The sequence below is a fragment of the Mucilaginibacter sp. P2_A5 genome, assembly GCF_056404995.1.
In genome coordinates this window covers 268,125-288,622 of the sequence record NZ_JBFUCY010000002.1, presented here as the reverse complement: position 1 = coordinate 288,622, position 20,498 = coordinate 268,125, and the positions used below count along the sequence as shown (strand labels likewise).

Here is a 20,498-nt window from a genome sequence, read left to right as displayed (position 1 = left end):
TCGCCTAAAAACCATGTTAAATCAAAAACCGGCTAATTTTTACAATTTTTTCTTCTATATTTTTGTCGCTTTGGTCATTTTTGGCTGCGCGGCCCAGCAACAACCGCAGGGAGGCCCGCGAGATGTAACACCACCGGTTTTGGTGAAGGCTTTACCGGCCAACAAGACCCGCAATTTTACCGCCAAAGAAATTAACCTGGAATTTGACGAGTTTATAAAACTGGCCAACCAGTACACCGAAATTACCATGAGCCCCACCATGGAAAAACAGCCGGAGTACTCGGCCAATAAAAAACGCCTGCGCATTACTTTTAAAGACACGCTACTTAAAAATACCACATACGTTATCAACTTTGGCAAAGGCATCCAGGATGTGAACGAAAGTAACGTGATGAAAAATTTCACCTACGTTTTTTCAACCGGCCCACATATCGATTCGCTGAGCATTTCCGGAACGGTTACAAACACCCTCACCCGGGAAAATGAAAAAGATGTTACCGTAATGCTTTTCCCGCTAAAACAAGACTCCCTCCTGTTTGGTAAAAAGAAGCCATCAATTTTCACAACTACAGATTCATCGGGTAATTTTAGTTTGAATAATTTACATGAAGACCAGTACCGCATCTACGCGTTAAAAGAAGCAAGCCCTGATAAAATTTTTAACAACGATAATGAGCTCATCGCTTTTTTGAAGAAACCCATCAACCTTAAATCAGATACATCAAATATCAAACTAAACCTGTTTAAGCAATTCCCCGAAAAATTCAGGTTCTCGGAAAAACGATTTGACGTTGACGGCAAAATGCTATTTGTTTTTAATAAGGCTTTGCAAAACCCATCTTTAAAAGTAATTTATCCGGCAGATATCAATAACCAAAAATACGTTGAGTTTAGTAAGACCAAAGATACTGCATCAGTATTCGTAAAATACATGAACTTCGATTCTATCCGGGTAGCTGTTTATGATAACAATAAACCGGTTGATACCACCTACCTGCTAAAGCAGAAAAAAGAAACCTTCACCAGGGTATTCAATTTTAAATACAATATATCAAACGATAAGCTAAAGCCGGGTAACGATCTTAAAATTACCAGCAACCTGCCTGTAGACGTTATTGACAATGCGCAGATCACACTAAAGGAGGATTCTATTGGCCTGGGCTCATCAGATTATACTTTGCAAAAAGATACCGGCAACATTAAAAGTTTAATACTCAAATACCGCTGGCGGCAAAATTCTAAGTATGAGCTTGTTTTTAATGCCGGAGCGTTTACAGATATCTATGGTGACAAAAATAAGTATGCTACTAAAAAATTCCAGCCCGATAAGCCCGAAAACTATAGTTCGCTTACGTTGAAAGTTACATTGCCCGATACTTCAAAAACTTACGTTGTTGAGTTACTGAATGATCAAAAGGCTGTGCTGGAAACAACCCCCATCAGGCGAAGCGGTCCTGTTGCTTATAAAACTATTTTAACCGGCAAATACTTCATCAGGGTAATTTACGACGAAAATAAAAACGGCCGTTGGGACAGTGGTAACGTGCACTTAAAAAAACAACCCGAAAATACCTGGGTAAACGAAAAAGAGATTACCTTAAGGCCCAATTGGGAGGCCGAAGAGCCTATTGTAGTGCCCAAGGAGCCCCTTACTCCATAAACCAACCCGAATACATGATGTAGTTTTTTGGAAGCTGCTTAAGCAGCTCTATTTGCTGCTCTGTTAAAGGTTTTATTTTTTTAGCCGGCATACCGGCATATAAAAAACCCGATTCGCAAATGGTATTTTCCAATACAACAGCGCCGGCAGCTATGATCACAAACTGGTTAACAACCGCATGATCCATTACAATGGCACCCATACCAACCAGCGTATGGTCATGCAGCGTACAGCCATGCACCAGGGCATTATGGCCTATAGATACATTACTGCCAATATTGGTAGGCGCCCTTAAATACGTGGCATGTATCACCGCCCCATCCTGGATATTGGTATTATCCCCTATCCTGATATAATGCACATCGCCACGAATGACCGCATTAAACCAAACCGAACAATTACTGCCCATCACTACATCCCCAACAATGGTGGCATTTTCGGCGATGAAACAATCTTCGCCCCAGATTGGACTTTTATCTTTAACAGGTAGTATGACCATTTTAATTATTGAATTACTGATTTATTGAATTATTGATTGGAACTGCACTCTTTAGCTAATTATCAAAATAATTAAATGCTTTCAATTACTTACATTAAGACTTATTGATTGTAACCGTTTTTCTGGATGCTGACACTATTTTCAGAATTTGGTTAGCTTCATCTATCAAAACTGCAATATCGGAAAGTTTAATGATTTCAGCTTCGACTAATACCTCCATCCAAAATACAGATTCATCCGCTTCTTCAACTACTATGGATAACTTGGCATGGAACTCTGCCTGAGACCGTGCCCGGCAAGCAGCCCTATAATTTGCGCCCACAGACGAAGACGAGCGTAATAACTGTCTCCCTATTAGTTTCGCTTCTTCCGTTTTAGGTAAAGACTTGAAAAGCTTAATATTATCGACGACAAATTTCTTGGTTCGTTTTTTGAACATCTCGGCAAACTCAATTCTGCTAACATCATTCATGTATACCTAAGCTAATTCAATAATTCAATAATTCAATAATTCAATAATTCAATAATTCAATAATTCAATAATTCAATAATTCAATAATTCAATAATTCAATAATTATTTTTTATTGTTATGTTTGACTACAAAATAAGCGGAAATAGCTCAGCTGGTAGAGCATCAGTTTCCCAAACTGAAGGCCGCGGGTTCGAATCCCGTTTTCCGCTCTTTATTAATCACCATCGGCCCAACCTGGATAGGTAACTTCAACCCATAATAAGTTTTTATTTGCGTCAGCTATAAACACCCATCTGTTTTTTCCATAATCCTCTGACGTTGAATTATCTCCAATCATGTAATAAACGTCGTTATTATTTAGATACGGCTTGTCGCCTTTTAAATAGGAGCTTCTGAATAGTGATTTAAGAATATTAATATAAGCATCCTTTTGCACGGATTTAAGATGATTAGTTTTTATAAAATTTACCAAACCAGAATGTTCTACTTTAAAAGTAGTTATTGTCAAACCGTCAGCATTGTCAAATGACTCCACTGCTTTAAAACTCGCCGGTATTTTTACTTTAGTTATTCGTTCATAAAATGCGCTATCATAAGTAATAACCCAACTACATCCTAAACCTAAACAAGTAATAAATGCGGAAAAAATAATCTTCCCCAAATGTTTATAAATCAAATTTCTCTCACAATTCAATCCCAAAACTTCCAACATTTTTTTTATCCCTAACCTCTAAATTTCACTATCACGGCGTTACCCCCGCTGATAGAAGCGGCGGTCGGGCTCTTTGCTCATACTACACAAGCCTTAGCCACATTGGCCGGTATCCGCGACGATCCCTAACGCAGAAATATTTCTTAAAATAAAGTTATTCTGTATTCCTGTTAAGTATTCATTTTTCATAAGCGTCATCGCCCATCAAGTCAAAATTTGGCAATTCTCCATAATTCACCCTTTGGAAGAAACCGTAACTCTCCTTCCAATAGCCACCTTCAATATTTTCTATCCAGGAATCATATCCAAATGATTTCCAATCAGCATTTTCATCCGGATTTATCTTCTTAAAAAGCATAGCCGAAATCTGATCGCCCCAAGCTAAAGCATCAGCCTCGGATTCCGCAGTTATAAAAAATCCTGTAGATGATTCGTAATCCTCCATCAATCCCTTATTCCATCTACGGTAACTTTCGGTATCGTGATACATGATACCTACCAAATACACTGACATAACCCGAGTTATATTACCAAAATTTCCACCACTTTTTTTCATCCTTTTTATTATCCCAATATAGCTCATCAAAAGCCTCATTGGTAAACTCTTTAGTTAATTCATAACCATAAAAGTAAATTGAATCTTCCTGACCATTTTGAAACCTTTTCATTACACGTTGCATAGGCCATATAATTACTCCATTAGGCAATTCAATAGAGACAGTTAGTTCACCATCAGCAGCGTCATCATCAGTTACTAACCGGGAACCAGGAGCTTTCTTTATTATTGTTTCAATAATATAAGCAGCTATCGAGAATAAAATTCCTCCCAAATTATTAGCAAACCTTCCACCTGGTTTTGCTTTTCCATTTATGGTGTGTTTATTAAAGAATTTATCTATCTCAATAAAACTTTCAATAGAATAATCCAGGATCAATTTATCAGCTTTAAATGCCTTTATGATCCAACTTGATGATTCTCGTATGTCTTGTTTTAACGTACCCATTATAATTATTTACCGAAATGTTAAGTAAGCAAGCCGCTTGTTAACCGTCACATGCCAAAAGGATTTTCAAATTCATAATACCCTGTTGTAGAAGCAATTATACGTCTATACAGCAGCTTTTCCAAAAAATCGGTGAAATCATCAAAAAATCAGTGTAATCCCAAATTATAATCCCAGCCTCGCCGATATCTCCAGCATCCTTTCAATAGGTTTTACAGCTTTTTCAATAATATGCTGCGGTACGGTAATTTCTGGTAATCCATTCTTTAAACACAGGTACAATTTTTCCAGTGTGTTGCGTTTCATGTGGGGGCAATCGTTGCAGGCACAGCTGTTGTTTGGTGGCGCCGGGATAAATATCTTATCCGGGTTCTCTTTTTGCATCTGGTGCAGTATTCCGGCCTCTGTAGCCACTATAAACTCTTTTTCGGGGTGATTACTCGCGTACTTTAAAATACCCGTTGTAGAGCCTATATAGTCGGCCATTTCCAATATCACTTCTTCACATTCGGGGTGCGCCAGCAGCTTTGCACCGGGGTGCCTTTCCTTCAGTTTGGTGATCTTTTCGCGGCTGAAAATTTCATGCACCATGCAGGCTCCATTCCACAATACCAGGTCGCGGCCTGTTTTTTTGGCTACGTACGCGCCAAGGTTTTTATCGGGGCCGAAGATGATCTTCTGATCCTTAGGCAAGCTCTCCACAATCTGTATCGCGTTGCTTGATGTACAAACAATATCGCTTAAAGCTTTAAGTTCGGCAGTACAGTTTACGTAGGTGATCACCAGGTGATCGGGATAGTTTTCCTTAAACTTTTTAAATAAATGTGGCGGGCAACTATCTGCTAATGAGCATCCTGCCTTTACGTCGGGTAGTAAAACCTTCTTTGCAGGCGAAAGTATTTTGGCAGTCTCGGCCATAAAATGTACCCCGGCAAAAACGATAATATCGGCATCGGTTTTTGCAGCCTGCTGCGATAGGCCAAGGCTATCGCCAATATAATCTGCAATATCCTGAATATCGGGATCCTGGTAGTAATGGGCCAAAATGACTGCATTTTTTTCCTTTTTGAGTTTTTCAATTTCATCAAACAAGTCAAGGGTTGGGTCGATGTATTCGTCCACAAATCCTGTCACATTTATTTCTTCGAAGATATCCATTTCAACAAATCAATTAATAACAACTAATTTTATATATAAATAAAACTATTGTTTGTTATGGTGTTAGTTATGTGCAAAAGTCATTTAAAAAAATGCTTTAAAAGTTGTTTTTCACTTTTTATTAACAATTTTCCACAGGTTTTTATTTTCTATTGAATTGATCCTGTGATTTGTATGACAATCAAATATTAATTTAAAAAGTTATTTGTTAATAATTAGGTAACCTGTAAAATGTTAACTTTAGTGTTTAAACTGCGCAAAAGTCGCTCAAAAAATTATCACTTTCGTCATCAAAAGATGGGTTATCCACACTTAGTTTATTTGTTAGCTATTTGTTTACACGAAATTAACATCTTTTATACCGGTTATTAACACAAAGTGTACTTTTACACATATATACATAAAATATGACCCGAAATGTTGATTTTCTGATCGTAGGATCGGGCATCGCCGGATTGAGTTTTGCCCTTAAGGCAGCCAAACACGGTAAGGTGCTGATAGTTACAAAATCAAACGAAGACGAATCGAACACTAAGTATGCCCAGGGGGGTGTTGCCGTTGTTGTTGATAAAAAGGAAGATTCTTTTGAAAAACACATTGAAGACACCTTAATAAGCGGCGACGGCCTTTGCGACCGCGAAGTTGTGGAAGCCGTTGTTAAAGAAGGCCCGGAACGGATTAACGAAATTATTGATTACGGAACCAATTTTGACAAGACCAACGAAGGCTTTTACGACCTGGCCAAAGAGGGCGGCCACTCCGAATTCAGGGTACTCCATTATAAGGATGTAACCGGGTTGGAGATTGAACGCTCGTTATTAGAAGAGATCCACAAAAACCCGAATATTGAGATACTAACACATTATTTTGCTGTCGACCTGATCACCCAGCACCATTTGGGCGAACTGGTGGGTAAATCAAGTAACGATATTACCTGCTATGGTATTTACGCTTTCAACACCGAGAGTAATGTGGTAGAAAAAATATTGTCGAAAGTAACCGTAATGGCATCAGGTGGCGCGGGCCATATCTATTCTATCACCACAAACCCTACAATTGCCACCGGTGATGGTATTGCCATGGTTTACCGTGCTAAGGGTAAAGTACGGAATATGGAGTTTATCCAGTTTCACCCTACTGCTTTGTATAACCCGGGCGAATATCCATCATTCCTGATATCCGAAGCGGTGCGTGGTTTTGGTGGTGTATTAAAGCGTACCAATGGAGAAGAATTTATGCAGGAATATGATCCGCGTAAATCATTGGCGCCAAGGGATATAACTGCAAGGGCCATTGATGCCGAGATAAAAAAATCGGGCGAGGATTTTGTATACCTAGATATCCGCCACCGCAGTAAAAAAGATATTTTAAACCATTTCCCTAACATATATGCCAAATGCCTGGAAATTGGGATAGATATGACCAAGGATATGATACCTGTTGCGCCGGCCTGCCACTATATGTGCGGCGGCATTATGGTTGATCATGTTGGGCAGTCATCTATTTTAAGATTATATGCCTGCGGTGAATGCTCATCAACCGGCTTGCATGGCGCCAACCGGTTGGCGTCCAATTCATTATTAGAAGCCCTGGTTTTTGCGCACCGTATTTATGAAGATGCGGTAAATAAATTTGAACAAAATGTGATCCCCGATAATATTCCCGATTGGGACGAGCATGGTGTAAAATTATCAAACGAAGATATCCTGGTAACCCACAACGTGCGCGAAATGCAAAAGCTGATGAACGATTATGTGGGAATAGTACGATCGGATTTCAGGCTGGAAAGGGCCTTGCGCAGGTTGAAGTTGCTATATGAAGAAACAGAGGATTTTTATAAAAAAACCAAGCTCTCAGTAAAGTTGTGCGAGCTGCGCAATTTGATCCAGGTATCATTCATCGTAGTAAAATCGGCCATGTTGCGCAAAGAAAGCCGTGGGTTGCATTATACTACGGATTACCCGGTACATGCGGAGGAGGTTATGGATACGGTGTTTTAGAAGGGCCAATATGTCATTGCGAGCGATAGCGTGGCAATCTCCTCGCATGCTTAACGGATTTGCAAAGTTCGCGATTGCTTGCTTCCTTATAATGACGTTTTTTTAAGTTGCTGATTGTTAGTATTATTAATTATGTCATTGCGAGGTACGAAGCAATCGCGAACTTTGTATGGCGGACTTGCACAGTTCGCGATTGCCACGCTGCGCTCGCAATGACATAGTTGTTGTGTGGCGCTAAAGCCAATACGTCATCCCCGTTTTTTTCAGGATCATCCTGATGGTTACTCGCAATGACATATGGGTACCTTATTCCAAAAAAAATTTTCCCGCCTTCGGCAGATATCACATCTCCTGGCCCGGCGATTTTTCCTCCTGGTATTTTTATAGCCTTTTGTGCCAATAAATTGACCAATATTGTATTTCATCAAAATATGACCAATATTGCCTCTTCAATACAACTTTTATGAAAATAAGATTAGCAGTAGTGTTTATTGTGCTGGCCCTGGGCGAAAGCTATGGCTACGCAAAATCAAGAGATACCATTTTTGCGGAGCAATTAAAACCCATCGGGCGTACCATAATCAACAAGCAGCATCAATTAGAGCTTATCACTTCCGCTGCACATTTTGGCTTTAGCTTTAAGGGAACGGAATGCGCGGTTTATGCCACAATTGCGGCGGCCGGCCAGCATAATTACCTGCAATATGAGATGGATGGTGTTTATCAAAAAAGAATCAGGATTGATGGCGGTGTAACCGCACCGGTTATTATAAAAGCCAATGGCCCGGGTAAGCACAGCGTTTGGATATATAAAGCAACAGAAGCACATACCGGTGCAATAATCATTTCAAAAATAGCTGCTCAGGGTATAAAAAGCCTGGCGATACCCAAACTTCCGCTAATTGAGTTTATAGGTAACAGCATAACCTGTGGCGCTGCGGCCGATGATTCGGAAATACCGTGCGGAACCGGCGAATATCATGACCATCACAACGCCTATATGGCTTACGGGCCAAGGGTAAGCCGTGCTTTAAAAGCCAATTTTGTTTTGGCCAGCGTAAGTGGCATAGGCATTTACCGTACCTGGAACAGGAACGGCCCTTCAATGCCGCAGGTATTTGAAAATGCGGATTTCCAGCTTAACAATCCGCAGAAATGGAACTTTAATACGTACAGCCCCAAAATTGTGAGTATCGCTTTAGGAACAAATGATATGAGTAAAGGCGACGGCAGCACCAGAGCCCCTTTTGGTACTACGCAATTTGTGGCCGATTATGTAAAATTCGTGAAGCTGGTAAAATCCAAATATCCCAAAGCGCAGATAGCTTTGCTGAGCAGCCCCATGATACGCGATACATCGAACACTATTTTACAGCATTGCCTTATCAGCATCAAAAAGCAAATAGATACCTTTTACCCCAATGATAAACCAGTGGCTACTTTCTTTTTTAAAGCGATGGACGCACATGGTTGTTCGGGCCATCCCAGTGTGGCCGATCATCAAATATTGGCCGAGGAGCTTAAACCATTTTTTGAAGGTTTGTTGAAAGTGGAGTAAAAAGCGCTTTAAAAAGGGTTGCACCTACGGAGCAAATAAGTCGTTTGGTTTTGGTGCTACAAACAGGTAGCCTCTACGAGGCAGACTAACCGCTTTGTGACGTTATGTGTCGGAAACCTGCAGTTTGTGTATGTTACAAATAGGCAGATCTATCATACAGCAGATTGATGATATAAAAATGGTGACATGTCTACGGCGAAAAAAAGGACTCTATGGCGATTTGTGTGGGTGACTTACCAGTTTCTAAAGATATATTTTGTTGACACATCGGCGGTTTGTTGAACACGACTTAGAGGCGTAGCCTCGGCCAATCTTGTAGCCAGGGGTTTTAACCCGTGGAAAAAAATGGAGAAAACGATTGAGAGAGGTTCGACCCATATGAGCAATGGGTATATCATTTGAATAAATTGAAAATAATTGGATTTACATCAAAAGATGCGCCGTGCCGGCACTCTTGTTGTGCTTTGGTCAATCATGCACGGGTTGAAACCCGCGGCTACAATATGTGTCGGGCCGATGGCCCTTAGCAAGAGTTATGTAGAAGCTAATTGAAATCGAACAACCCATATAAGAGTATCATGGAGCCAAAAAACTGATTTTTTGTTTTACAAATAGATACTATACGAGAAACAAATTATTTGATTTTAAAATTGATATCCTGCCTCGTAGAGGCTACCCGTTTGTAGAAAAAATCAGAAAGAAATCTCTTTGCCCCTTCGGGGCTACCCCCATTTGAATATCAAAATATAGCGTATAAAATAATTAAAAAGTCTCGTAGAAAGTCACAAAAAAAGGGGATGTCATATTGGTAACATCCCCTTTTTTATATTTTTAACCCAGGTAACTACGCCTCGCCTTTCGGCTTGGCTGGTGCTTTTTTTGCCGGTGCAGCTTTCTTAGCCGGTTTCTGGGTTTTTTCAACTTCGGGATGATCAATAACTAAAGGCAATTCCTGCTGATGGCCTTCGTTGGTTATTTCGGCAGGTTCATCGTCAAAACTTTCGGGCCTGTTTATTTTTGCATGTTCTTCTTCGGCCACCGCTGCTAAACCGGTTGGCAGCTCCGCCAGGATGGTGCGGCCGCCTTTTACCACGTCGCCAATATTTACCAAAATATTTGATCCTAAAGGCAGGAAAACATCAACCCTTGAGCCAAACTTGATAAAACCAAACTGCTGGCCTTGCTCAACAATATCGCCTTCTTTTACATACCAAACAATGCGGCGGGCCAAAGCCCCTGCTATCTGCCTGAACAAAACGGATACACCCTCGCTATTTTGTACACAAATGGAGGTACGCTCGTTTTCGGTAGATGATTTTGGGTGCCAGGCCACCAGGTATTTGCCTTTGTGGTATTTAAAGTAGCTTACCACACCCGCAATTGGGTTACGGTTTACGTGCACATTAACCGGCGACATAAATACCGATAGCTGGATGCGTTTGTCTTTTAAAAATTCTGTTTCCTCGGTTTCTTCAATCACCACTACTTTTCCATCGGCAGGGCAAAGTACTGTAGTTTCATCGGTGCTGATGTCAAAAAACGGGCTACGGAAAAACTGCACGATCACCAGGAAAAAGAATCCCGATAAAATGTAGATAAACCATTTAAGCGTATGCGCCTGTGGAAAGTAAAATTGTACAACCGCGTTCAGCACCAAAATAAAAAGTACCGTTATGGCTAATGAGGTGTATCCTTCTTTATGAAAAGTCATATTATAGATGATTTATTACAAAACTACTAATTTGAAATGAAGTATAGGTATGCATAAACAATAGGCGCGGCCATTAATAGTCCGTCGAACCTATCCAGCAAGCCTCCGTGACCGGGTAAAATGCCGCCGCTATCCTTTACGTTGATGCTGCGTTTAAACATCGATTCAACCAAATCGCCCAGGGTGCCAAAGCAGGAGATAAGGATAGCTATGGTAACCCATTGTTTCCAGGTAAGTTCGGTATAAAAGTGGGCCAGTATTAAAGCGGCAACGGCGCTGATGATGATGCCGCCAATTAAGCCCTCGTAAGTTTTTTTTGGCGAATGGCGTTCGAACAGCTTGGTTTTGCCCATTTTGCTGCCTACCAGGTAAGCGCCGGTATCGTTACTCCACAAAATAATGAGGAAGGCCAGCGGGATATGGAAGTTAAAAACAGCGCCGGCGCCCATAAATGCCATGGCATGAAAAAACATGAACGGGACTACGGCAAATATTATTCCCAGGAAAGTAAAGGCGATATTAGTGAACGGGGCGGTTGTTTTTTTATATAACTCCTGTATAAAAATGGCGCTGAACGTAACCGGTAACAAGAAAATAAAGCGCCCGGCCGGGAAATAAAAATTGGCAGCAATCACCAAAAAAAACAAGGCGCCGTTGATAATGCCGGTTTCGCGACTGGCTGTCATGCCGCCTTCCCTTACCAGTTTGTAAAATTCAAACAGGCAAAAGCCGGATAATAACAGGTAAAACCCGCTGAAAACGTATGGCCCCAACAGGTTTGAGGCAATCATCACGATAATAAAAAAGAAGCCGGTGATGGCGCGTACTTTCATAAATTAAGTTGATTGAGGATCATGATCTCGATGGCCTTGCTAAAATCCTCCTGGTGAATGTAAACTTCAATATCGCCGAAGGCCCGGTGCGATGAATCTTGTTTGTTTAATAAAACGGTATCGATATGGTGGCGGATAAGTACTTGCTTAACAATCTCTGATTGATAAAAATTGGATGAACTAAAAATTTTGACCCAGTTTTTTTCCATCAACTACTTAGCACCGGTTTTTTTTGCATGGATATATTTCTATATATAAAAAGCAAAAATAAAACAATTATTAAGCTAAACGCATAGGCCCATAAATTAAATACATGCTGATCATCGGGGTTAAGCTTAACTATTTTATGGTTATACAGGTAAGTAATAACTACAGCCGAGCCGTTATTTAAAAAATGCCCCCAAACACCCGTCCAGATACTGCCGCTGTAGGCCACAAAATAGCCGAATATAGCCCCTAAAAACACCCTTGGCAAAAACGTAAAAAACTCCATGTGGAAAGCGCTGAACAGGATGGCAGTTATCCAGATGGCGGCATGTTTGTTTTTGGTAAGGCGTATAAAAATGGTTTGGATAACACCACGGAACAAAAATTCTTCGGCAATGGCGGTAAGCAGGCCAACCACAAATACAGCCCACAGCATGCTCCAGATATTTTTCATACTGAGCATAGCCTCGGTAGCCTTTTGTGCCGATTGCTCAGCAGCGCGCATCCACTCTTCCAGTCCTTTTAACGAAGCGGGTAAAACCAGCTTTTGATTAATATTGGTTAAAGCCTCCATTATGGGGTTCGAAAAAAGCATAATGGTAAATATCAGCAGTAAAAAAACCGGGTTGAAATTGAAATAGGGCTTCAGGTAATCGCGGGTATCGTTCATGATCAAGCGGGCGAAAATAACCGGGGCCAGAAATAAGGGGATAGTTGTGCTTACTATCTGCAATATCCACAGCGCCGAACCAAGATTGGGGTTGCTGGTATTAAATGCAAATGTATCAGTAAGGGTTTTCATCCCAAAAACAGCCATGATAACGCCCGCGGCTATCGCCGAAAAAACGATCACTAAGCCAACCGTTACCCCGGTAATGGTTAAAAACTGAAGGAAGGGATTAATGGTATTTGTTTGCGGAGTGTACTGTTTTATAGGTTCTTGTATCATTTAGGGTAATTTTCGTATTTTTGCAGCGCTAAAGATAAGCATGTCTGTACAAATAGGAAATATTGATTTAGGAGAGTTCCCGCTGTTGCTGGCGCCGATGGAAGATGTGAGCGATCCTCCCTTCCGTTACGTGTGCAAGCAAAACGGCGCGGATATGATGTACACCGAGTTTATCTCGAGCGAAGGACTGATCCGCGACGCGGCAAAAAGCCGACAGAAACTTGATATTTTTGAGTACGAAAGGCCTATTGGCATCCAGATTTTCGGCAGCGATATCGACCACATGCGCGAGGCTACCGAAATAGCCTCCCTTGCCGGGCCCGATTTGATGGATATTAACTACGGCTGCCCTGTAAAACAGGTAGCCTGTCGTGGTGCCGGCGCCAGCTTGTTACAGGATATTGATAAAATGGTGGCCATGACCAAAGCGGTTGTTGAAGCTACCCATCTGCCTGTAACCGTAAAAACCCGTTTAGGCTGGGACGATAACACCAAAAACGTATATGAAGTGGCCGAACGGCTACAGGATGTGGGCATAAAGGCCCTCACCATTCACGGCCGTACGCGGGCGCAGATGTATAAGGGAGTTGCCGATTGGTCGCTGATAAGGGATATTAAAAAAAACCCGCGGATAAAAATCCCCATTTTCGGTAATGGCGACATCGATTCGCCCGAAAAAGCGGCCAACTGGAAGATGGAGTTTGGCGTTGATGGCATGATGATTGGCCGCGCGGCCATTGGTTACCCCTGGATTTTTAGGGAAATAAAACATTTTTTTAATACCGGCCAGCATTTAGATAAACCAACCATTACCGAACGCATTGCAGCCTGCTCAACCCATCTGCAAAAATCTATAGAGTGGAAAGGCCCCAAAACGGGTATTTTTGAAATGCGCAGGCATTATTCAAACTATTTTAAGGGTATCGATCACTTTAAAGAATTCCGCATGAGGTTGGTAACGGCAGGTAACTTAGAGGAGGTTAACCAGATACTGGCCGAGATTGACGAAAAATATGCCGTAGAAATGGCTTAATATTTGTTCGCTTTCATTATATTTGAACATAACGAGACAAATCCTCATGGTTACCACTATTACAGAAGGTGTTAAGGTTTCCATAGAAACCATATATCAGCCCGAGTATTCTAACCCGGCTAATGATCATTTTATGTTTGCCTACAAGGTAAGCATCGAGAATATGAGCAATTATGCTATCCAGCTAATTAGCCGCCACTGGTATATTTTTGACTCCAACGGCGCCAAACGCGAAGTGGAAGGCGAAGGTGTGGTAGGCCAGCAGCCGGTGATAGAGCCGGGCCATGCCCATGAGTACGTTTCGGGCTGCAACCTTAAAACCGATATGGGCAGCATGAAAGGCGAATACCAGATGACCCGCCTGATGGATAACGCCAGCTTTAATGTACAAATCCCGGAATTTTATTTGATAGCGCCGTATAGGATGAATTAAAGAGTCAAGGGATTAGAATCAAGAATTAAGACAAAAATATAAAGCCTGGATAAGTGATTATCCGGGCTTTTTTGTGGATACCGATTGCCTCGAAGCGATTGGTAAGGTGAAAATACACGAGGCGATATAAATATTTAGCCATCCAAACAACAAAAAACATATAGCAACGTATTACAAGAAACCTGGTACCTTAAATGAAAAATCTCTTGTTGCTATTACCTTTTTTACTGTTTATAAGCTGCCAAAACGGGCAAAACTCAAATCTGGTTGCTTTTAAGGTGCCGAAGGTAGTATACCATGAAGATCAGATTCAATACACCGATAAGCAACTCGAATCCTTTTTGGATAGTGTTAGCCGATACCCTACGCAGCCCTTGGCTGATAGTGTTGCTTTTTATGCCGATTCGGTTTTTAGTCACCTCACCTCAGCCGTGAATCGCCAAATACCACCGGCAGATTTTGAATTGCTAAAGAAAGCAGCGCTTTCGGGTGCAATTGAGGCTCGCTTAGCACGAAGGATTTTTGGCGAGTTGATAGTACGTGTACAGCTAAAGGGCTGCTCGATTCGGTAAAAAAAGGATCGGTTTATTTAGAGTATATCCCATTTGATAAAGACACAACTAAGTTTGACGAATTCGCCCTAAGGGTGGGTGATCAGAAGCACTGTCATGGTTCAGAACTATATTTTTTAAAAGGGAACCGGATCATTGCTAAACAGGATGGTTATTCAAGCAATGAAGATATTCATTATTATAAAGCATCGGATGGCCACGCCATTGTTTACAGAGAATATGATTTTGGCAGCGGCACAGGAGCCTGGTGGCTAAACTATTTCTTTTATAAATACGATGGTTATAAACTCATTCCTGTTCTCAACGAACTGCAAAACGGCAATTCACAGGGCGATTTAGCAGGTGGGCGTATGAAGTGGCTGGAGTCGTTTGTTCAAAAAACCAATCCCTTAACTATTAAAATGGTTTATTATCTGGATTTTCCGGATAGTTCTGCCCTTGAAAATGCACCGCACATTATCGACGATTCTACCACGGTGCAATATCTTTGGGACGAGAAATCAAAAACGCTGAAAGGTCAGTACCCGCAATCGAAGATAAGCCGGGAGCAGGTGCTGTCATATGCGCTTGGCGATAACGATATGCTATTTATGAACACCTACTACAAAGTGTTAAAAAAGGCATTGTCGACCAAAGCGAACAGGCAACCAATTTTGAATTATTTGAACAGGGTGAAAAATGAGTATAGGGAGAATTGATTGGCGTAATTGCGTTTAATTCGGCCGGAACAATGGCAGGATACCGAACAAGCTTGATGACTTAAAGAGCCAAGAGATTAGAATCAAGAATTAAGATAAAAATATAAAGCCTGGATGAGTGATTGTCTGGGCTTTTTTGTGGGTAAGCCAAAAATAAGGTGCAAACTCCCAAAAGATTGATCTTTTGAAGATAGATTAGCCCGAAAGGTTAATTCCACATCGTTTCGGCCAGTCCCAGTACTGTACCCATCCACAGGCCTATTACATAGCACAGTATGCTTAAAACCACAAATATGCGGCCCGCCCATCCGTTCAACCGGCGCAAAGGCTCGGTGATATCATAGCATAGGCCGACTATGGCCCCAATGAATGGGGTGAGTAATAATGGTTTCACCCGCCAGTAATCGCCCCAGGCCGGGTTGCCTTTTCCTGCGCTGATCACAAAAAAGCCGATAATGGCCAGCGCAATGCCAGCCCCTATTACCATACGCTTAACCAAAGCAGCTGTAAACAGGGGTCTTGTTAGTAAATTATTTGTTGTTGTCATTTTTTTGATACGAAAAAGAACTTTGTGTTTCAAAGTTAAAGTATTGATTTGATACTTGCAATAGATTTTATCGGGAAAAGCATTTCAACTGGCTTCTATAAAACAATAACTGCTGATAAAACACCGCGTTTATCAGCAGTTCCTAATTCGGTAACCATTCAACGAGTACTAACGTATACAGCGTGGTATTACTTTAATTCGAACCATGAACAATAGGAATTTCGGCCTGTTACTTTCGGCTATTAACGTGTTAAGTATTGTTACATTTGAAAAATATTGGAAGCATGGGATTAAAATTACATGGAAAAGAAAGCAATCGGGTACATCTCCTATTACCCTGTCACATGTTCCTGTGTCCGGGCAGGCTTCGGAACAAAATATCCAGCCGCTGCCAGCGGTGATTTATAATTGATGGTGATTTATAATTGATTTTGTGGAGAACTTTTGTTTTAAAATAAAAGTCTATATTTAAGAACGGGGAGAAAAACCACCAATATTTACCCAATAAGAGAATAATACGCCACTATGTGAGAATAATATGCCGCATAAAGAAACCGACGGCATTTAAGCTTTAAACTTTAGATTTATTGTTTGTTCAATTAGCTGGCGTACCATCAGGTAACAAAATGCAGGGTAACTTTTAAGTGATCGTTTAAGAAAGCCCTGTTCTTTGTAACTGCGATAGAAAAATCTTAAGTTGAGTTTGTTTATAAAATTAGGATAAAAATTGATCTCTTTTTTACTTTGATGTAAAAAGCCGCCACAGGTATAAATTGCTCCTTTATAACCCCCCGACCTTAAATTTAAGGCCATCGTTTCCTGTAAAATAACACCCATACCAATAAAAACAATTTCAGGGTTCATGGCGACAATGGTATCAATAGCGGCATACCTGTCGCTGTAGGTATCAAAATACCCGTTCCTATAGCCTGCTATTTGCAATTCAGGATACGCTTTTTTAAATATTTGGGTGCTATTGGCGATATTTTCGTCGTCTGAGCCTAAAAAATAGACGCTCAATTGATTTTTAACAGCGATATCAAAAACAAAAGGAGCCACAGATGTCATATCGCACGAAAAGCGCTTTATTTTAAATGAGGTTGCTTTAAATAAATTTAAAATAAGCACTATTAATATTCCGTCGGGGGCAATCCAATCAAATTTTTCAAATAGTTCCGCGGCATTAAAAGCTAATTTATAGGAATGGGGATTTAAAAAGGTGATAAGTTTTTTTTGCCTCGGGTCGAAATCCTCCATTGACGTTGGAATTTTGGAGGTGAATATATTATATAAGTCCATTTAATTTTAATAAGGTTCGTTTAATCATAATGACAAAAACAAAGCCACGAATTAAATGCGGTATTTGATATCTACAGATTTGTAATAATTTTACTTTTCCTCCCCAAACAGAAGGGACTTACCATGGTTTCGTGGAAAAATCTGTAAACCCACCAGAAGTTTGCCGGTCAAACGATGTAGCGTGCATAAAACCACGGGTAGTTCACCCTTTTATTCATAAACACTCGCCCTTTGTTGGAGTTGTCTTCAACAAACTCGTTACCAATGGGGTTGTAGCAGAGTAACAAGGCCATCTTCGCCAATGTTATAAAAATATCATTGTATTGCAGTCTTAGGCTTTATGGTGTAATATAAAAGCCGTCGGGAACAAAAGTTGTTGGAGGAGGCAACTCCAACAACGGCACGCGGACGGAGGCTATTTAAAAACAAATAACCATCGGCAGCCTATAGATTTTCCTTCGCTCTTTCCGCTATCCCCTAAAATCCAGCGATTTATTCTTTACTGCATAGCCATGCTGTTCATCCATTATATAAACAATCTTGTCTTCGTAAGGAACTACGTAGAAACGTCCTGGCAAATTATCCCCTTCCTAATCAGCCGCTGTTTGGCCGGTATTAAATCCGGGCCAACGATACCAACCTAGAGAGTAACCAAATGTTGCACACCTTCATAAGCTATGGTTTATGCCCTTTCTATTGTTATCCACATTTTTTGTTTCTTCTCAATGCCCTTAAGCGTTGCAACCAGGTTTGCTACTTTACTGGCACAGTTCCATATTTTGGTTTGCATATCGCCTTCGGCACCGATAAGGATACATCCTTCAGAATCAGCCGCGGTATTGCCGCCATGGATGCGGATACCTTCAAAAAATTTCACATTCAAAAGAAGCGGTAAGTATTTCTGAAAATGATTGCTGAAAGTTAAAACCACTTCGTAACGGCCAAAATCAATCGCGGTTTTATTTTGAACTTTGCCGCTGCCATCGGGCAGTAGGTTTCGCACGGTGTCTTCGCAGGTAAATGCGTAAAACACTCCATCTAAATAAAGCTTTCCTAAAGTGCAATCGGAGTTAAATACTGAACGGATAAGTTTAAGTTCCATGATTTTATTTTTAAGATTAAGGTGTAAAGTACAAATCGGCTTCGGCCTTGCGCCTGCGTACAAGTCCGGCTACCTTTTTTCCATTTGAATGAACCCACTTTGCAAATTCGTCGCGTATGGTTGGGTCATGCGGATTGGTATTTACCTTCAGCCGCAGCGTGCTTTGTTTAAGGGCCCCTTCTCCCAGGTTATAGGTAAAAGAGATAAGGGCTGCAAACTGGTTAGCGCTAAGGTCATCGCGAAGCAGAAAATCAATTGCTTTGGTTTTCTGATCAATTTCCCATTTCAAAAAACTTTCGGCCCGTGCCTCTGTAATATCCGGATCTCCCAGCTTCACCATTTTCCCCTGCATATAATCAGGCGGATATTGAATAGATCCATAGCCAATGGTATCTATCCCTGGCTTATCAGCAGCGCCATGATAAACTTTAAGAGAAAGCCCTTCAAAGCTTTTTATCAATTTAATGCAAGCATCGTTAACAATAATCATATAGGTTTAGTTTAATAATTTAATAGCTATCGGCAGCGCCGTATTTTCTTATTTGTCACTTTCTTTAGGCTTGGTACCTGTGCTGCGTACATTTGAAATTTTATTAAGCACATCAAACCAAAATGGTGCGCCCATCATAATTGCCGCAATGGTAACGGCCAGCCCAACAAGTTTTGAAAGCCCGAACAAAACAATATCCCATCCTTTTAAATGGAATTCATTGGCGTTCCAGCCTAAGGGCAGCGAATCTTGCAAAACTGCCCGGGTTGCACTAATGTCGGCAACCTGTTCATTCACAGTTTTTGCCAGCTGCCCGGCCGAAACCTCCAATTTTTGTTTGGTCGCGGTATCTTTAACCGTTGCGGCAAGTTTGTTGATTTCGGCAACCTTTTTTATATAAGTACTATCCTTAATGGCGGCATCGGCTTTAGCGGCCAGGTTTGCCCTTGCCTGTGGATTATTGTACAGGTATTTGGCAATTTCTATAGTATCGGCATTTAATGCAACACATACAACTACACCGGTAAGCATCGTAAACCTGCGGGTATATTTCAGTTTAAGGGTACCGGTAAGCCTGTCCATATTGCTATCGTACCAGTTTTCCATTTTTGACCGGAAGAGTTCGATTGCCCCGGTGGTTTTAACGGTCATGGCTTCAAAGGTATCTTTTGCTTCGGTAGCATAGATCAGGAAAGTACGCCTTAGTTCGTCGGAAAGAGCAGCGGAGCTACTGATGGAAGAAATAATCTCGTCGATAGATTTAGGGCCGGTAATCACCGAGAAGGAAAAAATTTTATCTAACAAAGCAGAAACAAAATTCTTTGCATCAATATATGAGGGTGCCTTATCTGTTGGCGACAAGGCAGTTAAAGCACAGTGGTTCATGATAACTTGCCCCAAGGGAGTTTTAATCCCTTTGGCGTCGGGTATCTCGGTGTCGAAAATACGCAGCAGCCACTCGCCCAATATTTTTGCCCTAACCATCGAGATGGTTAAAACGATTTCTACTATCGAACTTGAAATTATACTTAAAAGGAAAAAGATAAAAAACAAACCGATTACAAGGTCGAGAATAGGGAACCCGCTCATGTGAAAAAAAGTATTAGGTTAATAAATAAGATACCGAATTAATATTTTTAATGATTTAAATCAAGTTTAAATATTACTGCTTTAAACATTGTAAATCAATCAATTCAAGGATTTATGCACTAAGTCAAACGTAACTAATTATTTATCTAATACAAAGAAATATTTTAAAAATATTTTCGGAAAATAATTTGCAGGGCGTAGCCTGTTGTGCACTCCTCCCCCGTAAATATCATCGGATTTGCAGCGGGCAATTATACCGCCAAAGCAGGCGTACGCGTGCGGCGAAAAAGGGGTTTCGGGAGCAATTCGTTGAAAACACACCCGAAGCCCGCAATTAAAACAATGCGGGATGGTATAAAACCCACAACGCAGTTCACCCTTTTATTCATAATCTGGTCTTATAGGCAATCATATAATAAAACAGATCTTCAAAACTGCGAAACCATCGATGAAATTAAAAAGCAATAACCG

General features: G+C 40.9%; 22 protein-coding genes, 1 tRNA gene and 1 pseudogene. 9 read left to right on the top strand and 15 right to left on the bottom strand.

Annotated features, from left to right (window positions below):
* Window positions 1-13 precede the first annotated feature (13 nt).
* Window positions 14-1,660, top strand: coding sequence for an Ig-like domain-containing domain (locus tag AC1DXF_RS02855; RefSeq protein WP_477445909.1), 1,647 nt, complete (start codon window positions 14-16; stop codon window positions 1,658-1,660).
* On the opposite strand, the gene AC1DXF_RS02850 is transcribed toward AC1DXF_RS02855, so the two are convergent.
* Together AC1DXF_RS02850 and AC1DXF_RS02845 are read right to left on the bottom strand one after the other, a co-directional pair.
* On the bottom strand, window positions 1,650-2,159 hold the full coding sequence (locus AC1DXF_RS02850; RefSeq protein WP_477445907.1) for a gamma carbonic anhydrase family protein: 510 nt from the start codon (window positions 2,157-2,159) through the stop codon (window positions 1,650-1,652). The two genes, AC1DXF_RS02855 and AC1DXF_RS02850, sit on opposite strands and share 11 nt — an antisense overlap.
* 94 nt (window positions 2,160-2,253) lie before the next feature.
* Entirely contained in the window at window positions 2,254-2,631 is a 378-nt protein-coding gene (locus AC1DXF_RS02845) for a four helix bundle protein (RefSeq protein WP_477385357.1), read from the bottom strand.
* 137 nt (window positions 2,632-2,768) lie between these two features.
* Here AC1DXF_RS02845 and AC1DXF_RS02840 point away from each other — a divergent pair.
* Window positions 2,769-2,841, top strand: a tRNA-Gly gene (locus tag AC1DXF_RS02840).
* 5 nt (window positions 2,842-2,846) lie between these two features.
* Here the strand turns inward: AC1DXF_RS02840 and AC1DXF_RS02835 are convergent.
* From AC1DXF_RS02835 to nadA, 4 genes are all read right to left on the bottom strand, one after another.
* The gene (locus AC1DXF_RS02835) at window positions 2,847-3,344 is read right to left on the bottom strand and encodes a hypothetical protein (RefSeq protein WP_477445905.1); all 498 of its coding nucleotides are present in this window, start codon (window positions 3,342-3,344) and stop codon (window positions 2,847-2,849) included.
* Window positions 3,345-3,522: 178 nt separating this feature from the next.
* A complete protein-coding gene (locus AC1DXF_RS02830; RefSeq protein WP_477445903.1) occupies window positions 3,523-3,900 on the bottom strand; it encodes a hypothetical protein in 378 nt (125 codons plus the stop codon).
* Window positions 3,872-4,348 carry a hypothetical protein gene (locus tag AC1DXF_RS02825; protein WP_477445901.1) on the bottom strand — a complete coding sequence of 159 codons (477 nt, stop codon included), beginning with the start codon at window positions 4,346-4,348 and terminating at the stop codon, window positions 3,872-3,874. Before AC1DXF_RS02825 ends, AC1DXF_RS02830 begins: the two co-directional genes overlap by 29 nt.
* A 165-nt stretch (window positions 4,349-4,513) precedes the next feature.
* Window positions 4,514-5,506, bottom strand: a complete 993-nt coding sequence (gene nadA / locus AC1DXF_RS02820) for a quinolinate synthase NadA (RefSeq protein WP_477445899.1) — start codon at window positions 5,504-5,506, stop codon at window positions 4,514-4,516.
* Between the two features lie 407 nt (window positions 5,507-5,913).
* Here nadA and nadB point away from each other — a divergent pair, with 407 nt between their 5' ends.
* Both nadB and AC1DXF_RS02810 read left to right on the top strand, forming a co-directional pair.
* Window positions 5,914-7,506, top strand: coding sequence for an L-aspartate oxidase (nadB, locus tag AC1DXF_RS02815; protein WP_477445897.1), 1,593 nt, complete (start codon window positions 5,914-5,916; stop codon window positions 7,504-7,506).
* A gap of 463 nt (window positions 7,507-7,969) precedes the next feature.
* Window positions 7,970-9,064, top strand: coding sequence for an SGNH/GDSL hydrolase family protein (locus AC1DXF_RS02810; protein WP_477445895.1), 1,095 nt, complete (start codon window positions 7,970-7,972; stop codon window positions 9,062-9,064).
* Between the two features lie 1,057 nt (window positions 9,065-10,121).
* On the opposite strand, the pseudogene AC1DXF_RS02805 reads toward AC1DXF_RS02810, so the two are convergent.
* From AC1DXF_RS02805 to AC1DXF_RS02790, 4 genes and pseudogenes are all read right to left on the bottom strand, one after another.
* Window positions 10,122-10,775, bottom strand: a pseudogene (locus AC1DXF_RS02805) (phosphatidylserine decarboxylase family protein); the annotation flags it as partial.
* Between the two features lie 26 nt (window positions 10,776-10,801).
* Complete coding sequence (locus AC1DXF_RS02800) at window positions 10,802-11,608, bottom strand: phosphatidate cytidylyltransferase (RefSeq protein ID WP_477445893.1); 807 nt, start codon at window positions 11,606-11,608, stop codon at window positions 10,802-10,804.
* The gene (locus AC1DXF_RS02795; protein ID WP_477445891.1) at window positions 11,605-11,817 is read right to left on the bottom strand and encodes a putative signal transducing protein; all 213 of its coding nucleotides are present in this window, start codon (window positions 11,815-11,817) and stop codon (window positions 11,605-11,607) included. The genes AC1DXF_RS02800 and AC1DXF_RS02795 overlap by 4 nt, the downstream gene beginning before the upstream one ends.
* Window positions 11,817-12,764, bottom strand: coding sequence for a lysostaphin resistance A-like protein (locus AC1DXF_RS02790; protein WP_477445889.1), 948 nt, complete (start codon window positions 12,762-12,764; stop codon window positions 11,817-11,819). The genes AC1DXF_RS02795 and AC1DXF_RS02790 overlap by 1 nt, the downstream gene beginning before the upstream one ends.
* 40 nt (window positions 12,765-12,804) lie before the next feature.
* On the opposite strand from AC1DXF_RS02790, the gene dusB reads away from it, so the two are divergent.
* The 4 genes from dusB to AC1DXF_RS02770 all read left to right on the top strand — a co-directional run bounded on the left by dusB (window position 12,805) and on the right by AC1DXF_RS02770 (window position 15,500).
* On the top strand, window positions 12,805-13,797 hold the full coding sequence (gene dusB, locus AC1DXF_RS02785; protein ID WP_477445887.1) for a tRNA dihydrouridine synthase DusB: 993 nt from the start codon (window positions 12,805-12,807) through the stop codon (window positions 13,795-13,797).
* 46 nt (window positions 13,798-13,843) lie between these two features.
* Window positions 13,844-14,230, top strand: coding sequence for a Co2+/Mg2+ efflux protein ApaG (gene apaG, locus AC1DXF_RS02780; RefSeq protein ID WP_090651379.1), 387 nt, complete (start codon window positions 13,844-13,846; stop codon window positions 14,228-14,230).
* A 194-nt stretch (window positions 14,231-14,424) separates the two neighbouring features.
* A complete protein-coding gene (locus AC1DXF_RS02775; RefSeq protein ID WP_477445885.1) occupies window positions 14,425-14,802 on the top strand; it encodes a hypothetical protein in 378 nt (125 codons plus the stop codon).
* A gap of 74 nt (window positions 14,803-14,876) precedes the next feature.
* Window positions 14,877-15,500: a hypothetical protein gene (locus tag AC1DXF_RS02770; protein ID WP_477445883.1), complete on the top strand. Its 624-nt coding sequence runs from the start codon at window positions 14,877-14,879 to the stop codon at window positions 15,498-15,500.
* A gap of 208 nt (window positions 15,501-15,708) precedes the next feature.
* On the opposite strand, the gene AC1DXF_RS02765 is transcribed toward AC1DXF_RS02770, so the two are convergent.
* Window positions 15,709-16,047: a hypothetical protein gene (locus AC1DXF_RS02765; protein WP_477445881.1), complete on the bottom strand. Its 339-nt coding sequence runs from the start codon at window positions 16,045-16,047 to the stop codon at window positions 15,709-15,711.
* 205 nt (window positions 16,048-16,252) lie between these two features.
* Here AC1DXF_RS02765 and AC1DXF_RS02760 point away from each other — a divergent pair, with 205 nt between their 5' ends.
* Window positions 16,253-16,459 (top strand): hypothetical protein, encoded by a 207-nt coding sequence (locus AC1DXF_RS02760; protein WP_477445879.1) that lies wholly within the window; start codon window positions 16,253-16,255, stop codon window positions 16,457-16,459.
* A 152-nt stretch (window positions 16,460-16,611) separates the two neighbouring features.
* On the opposite strand, the gene AC1DXF_RS02755 is transcribed toward AC1DXF_RS02760, so the two are convergent.
* The 4 genes from AC1DXF_RS02755 to AC1DXF_RS02740 form a co-directional block, all read right to left on the bottom strand.
* Entirely contained in the window at window positions 16,612-17,346 is a 735-nt protein-coding gene (locus AC1DXF_RS02755; RefSeq protein WP_477445877.1) for a WecB/TagA/CpsF family glycosyltransferase, read from the bottom strand.
* A 682-nt stretch (window positions 17,347-18,028) separates the two neighbouring features.
* Complete coding sequence (locus AC1DXF_RS02750; protein ID WP_477445875.1) at window positions 18,029-18,448, bottom strand: DUF5675 family protein; 420 nt, start codon at window positions 18,446-18,448, stop codon at window positions 18,029-18,031.
* A gap of 16 nt (window positions 18,449-18,464) precedes the next feature.
* Window positions 18,465-18,938 carry a lysozyme gene (locus tag AC1DXF_RS02745; protein WP_477445873.1) on the bottom strand — a complete coding sequence of 158 codons (474 nt, stop codon included), beginning with the start codon at window positions 18,936-18,938 and terminating at the stop codon, window positions 18,465-18,467.
* Between the two features lie 48 nt (window positions 18,939-18,986).
* Window positions 18,987-20,027 (bottom strand): hypothetical protein, encoded by a 1,041-nt coding sequence (locus AC1DXF_RS02740; protein WP_477445871.1) that lies wholly within the window; start codon window positions 20,025-20,027, stop codon window positions 18,987-18,989.
* Between the last annotated feature and the right edge of the window lie 471 nt (window positions 20,028-20,498).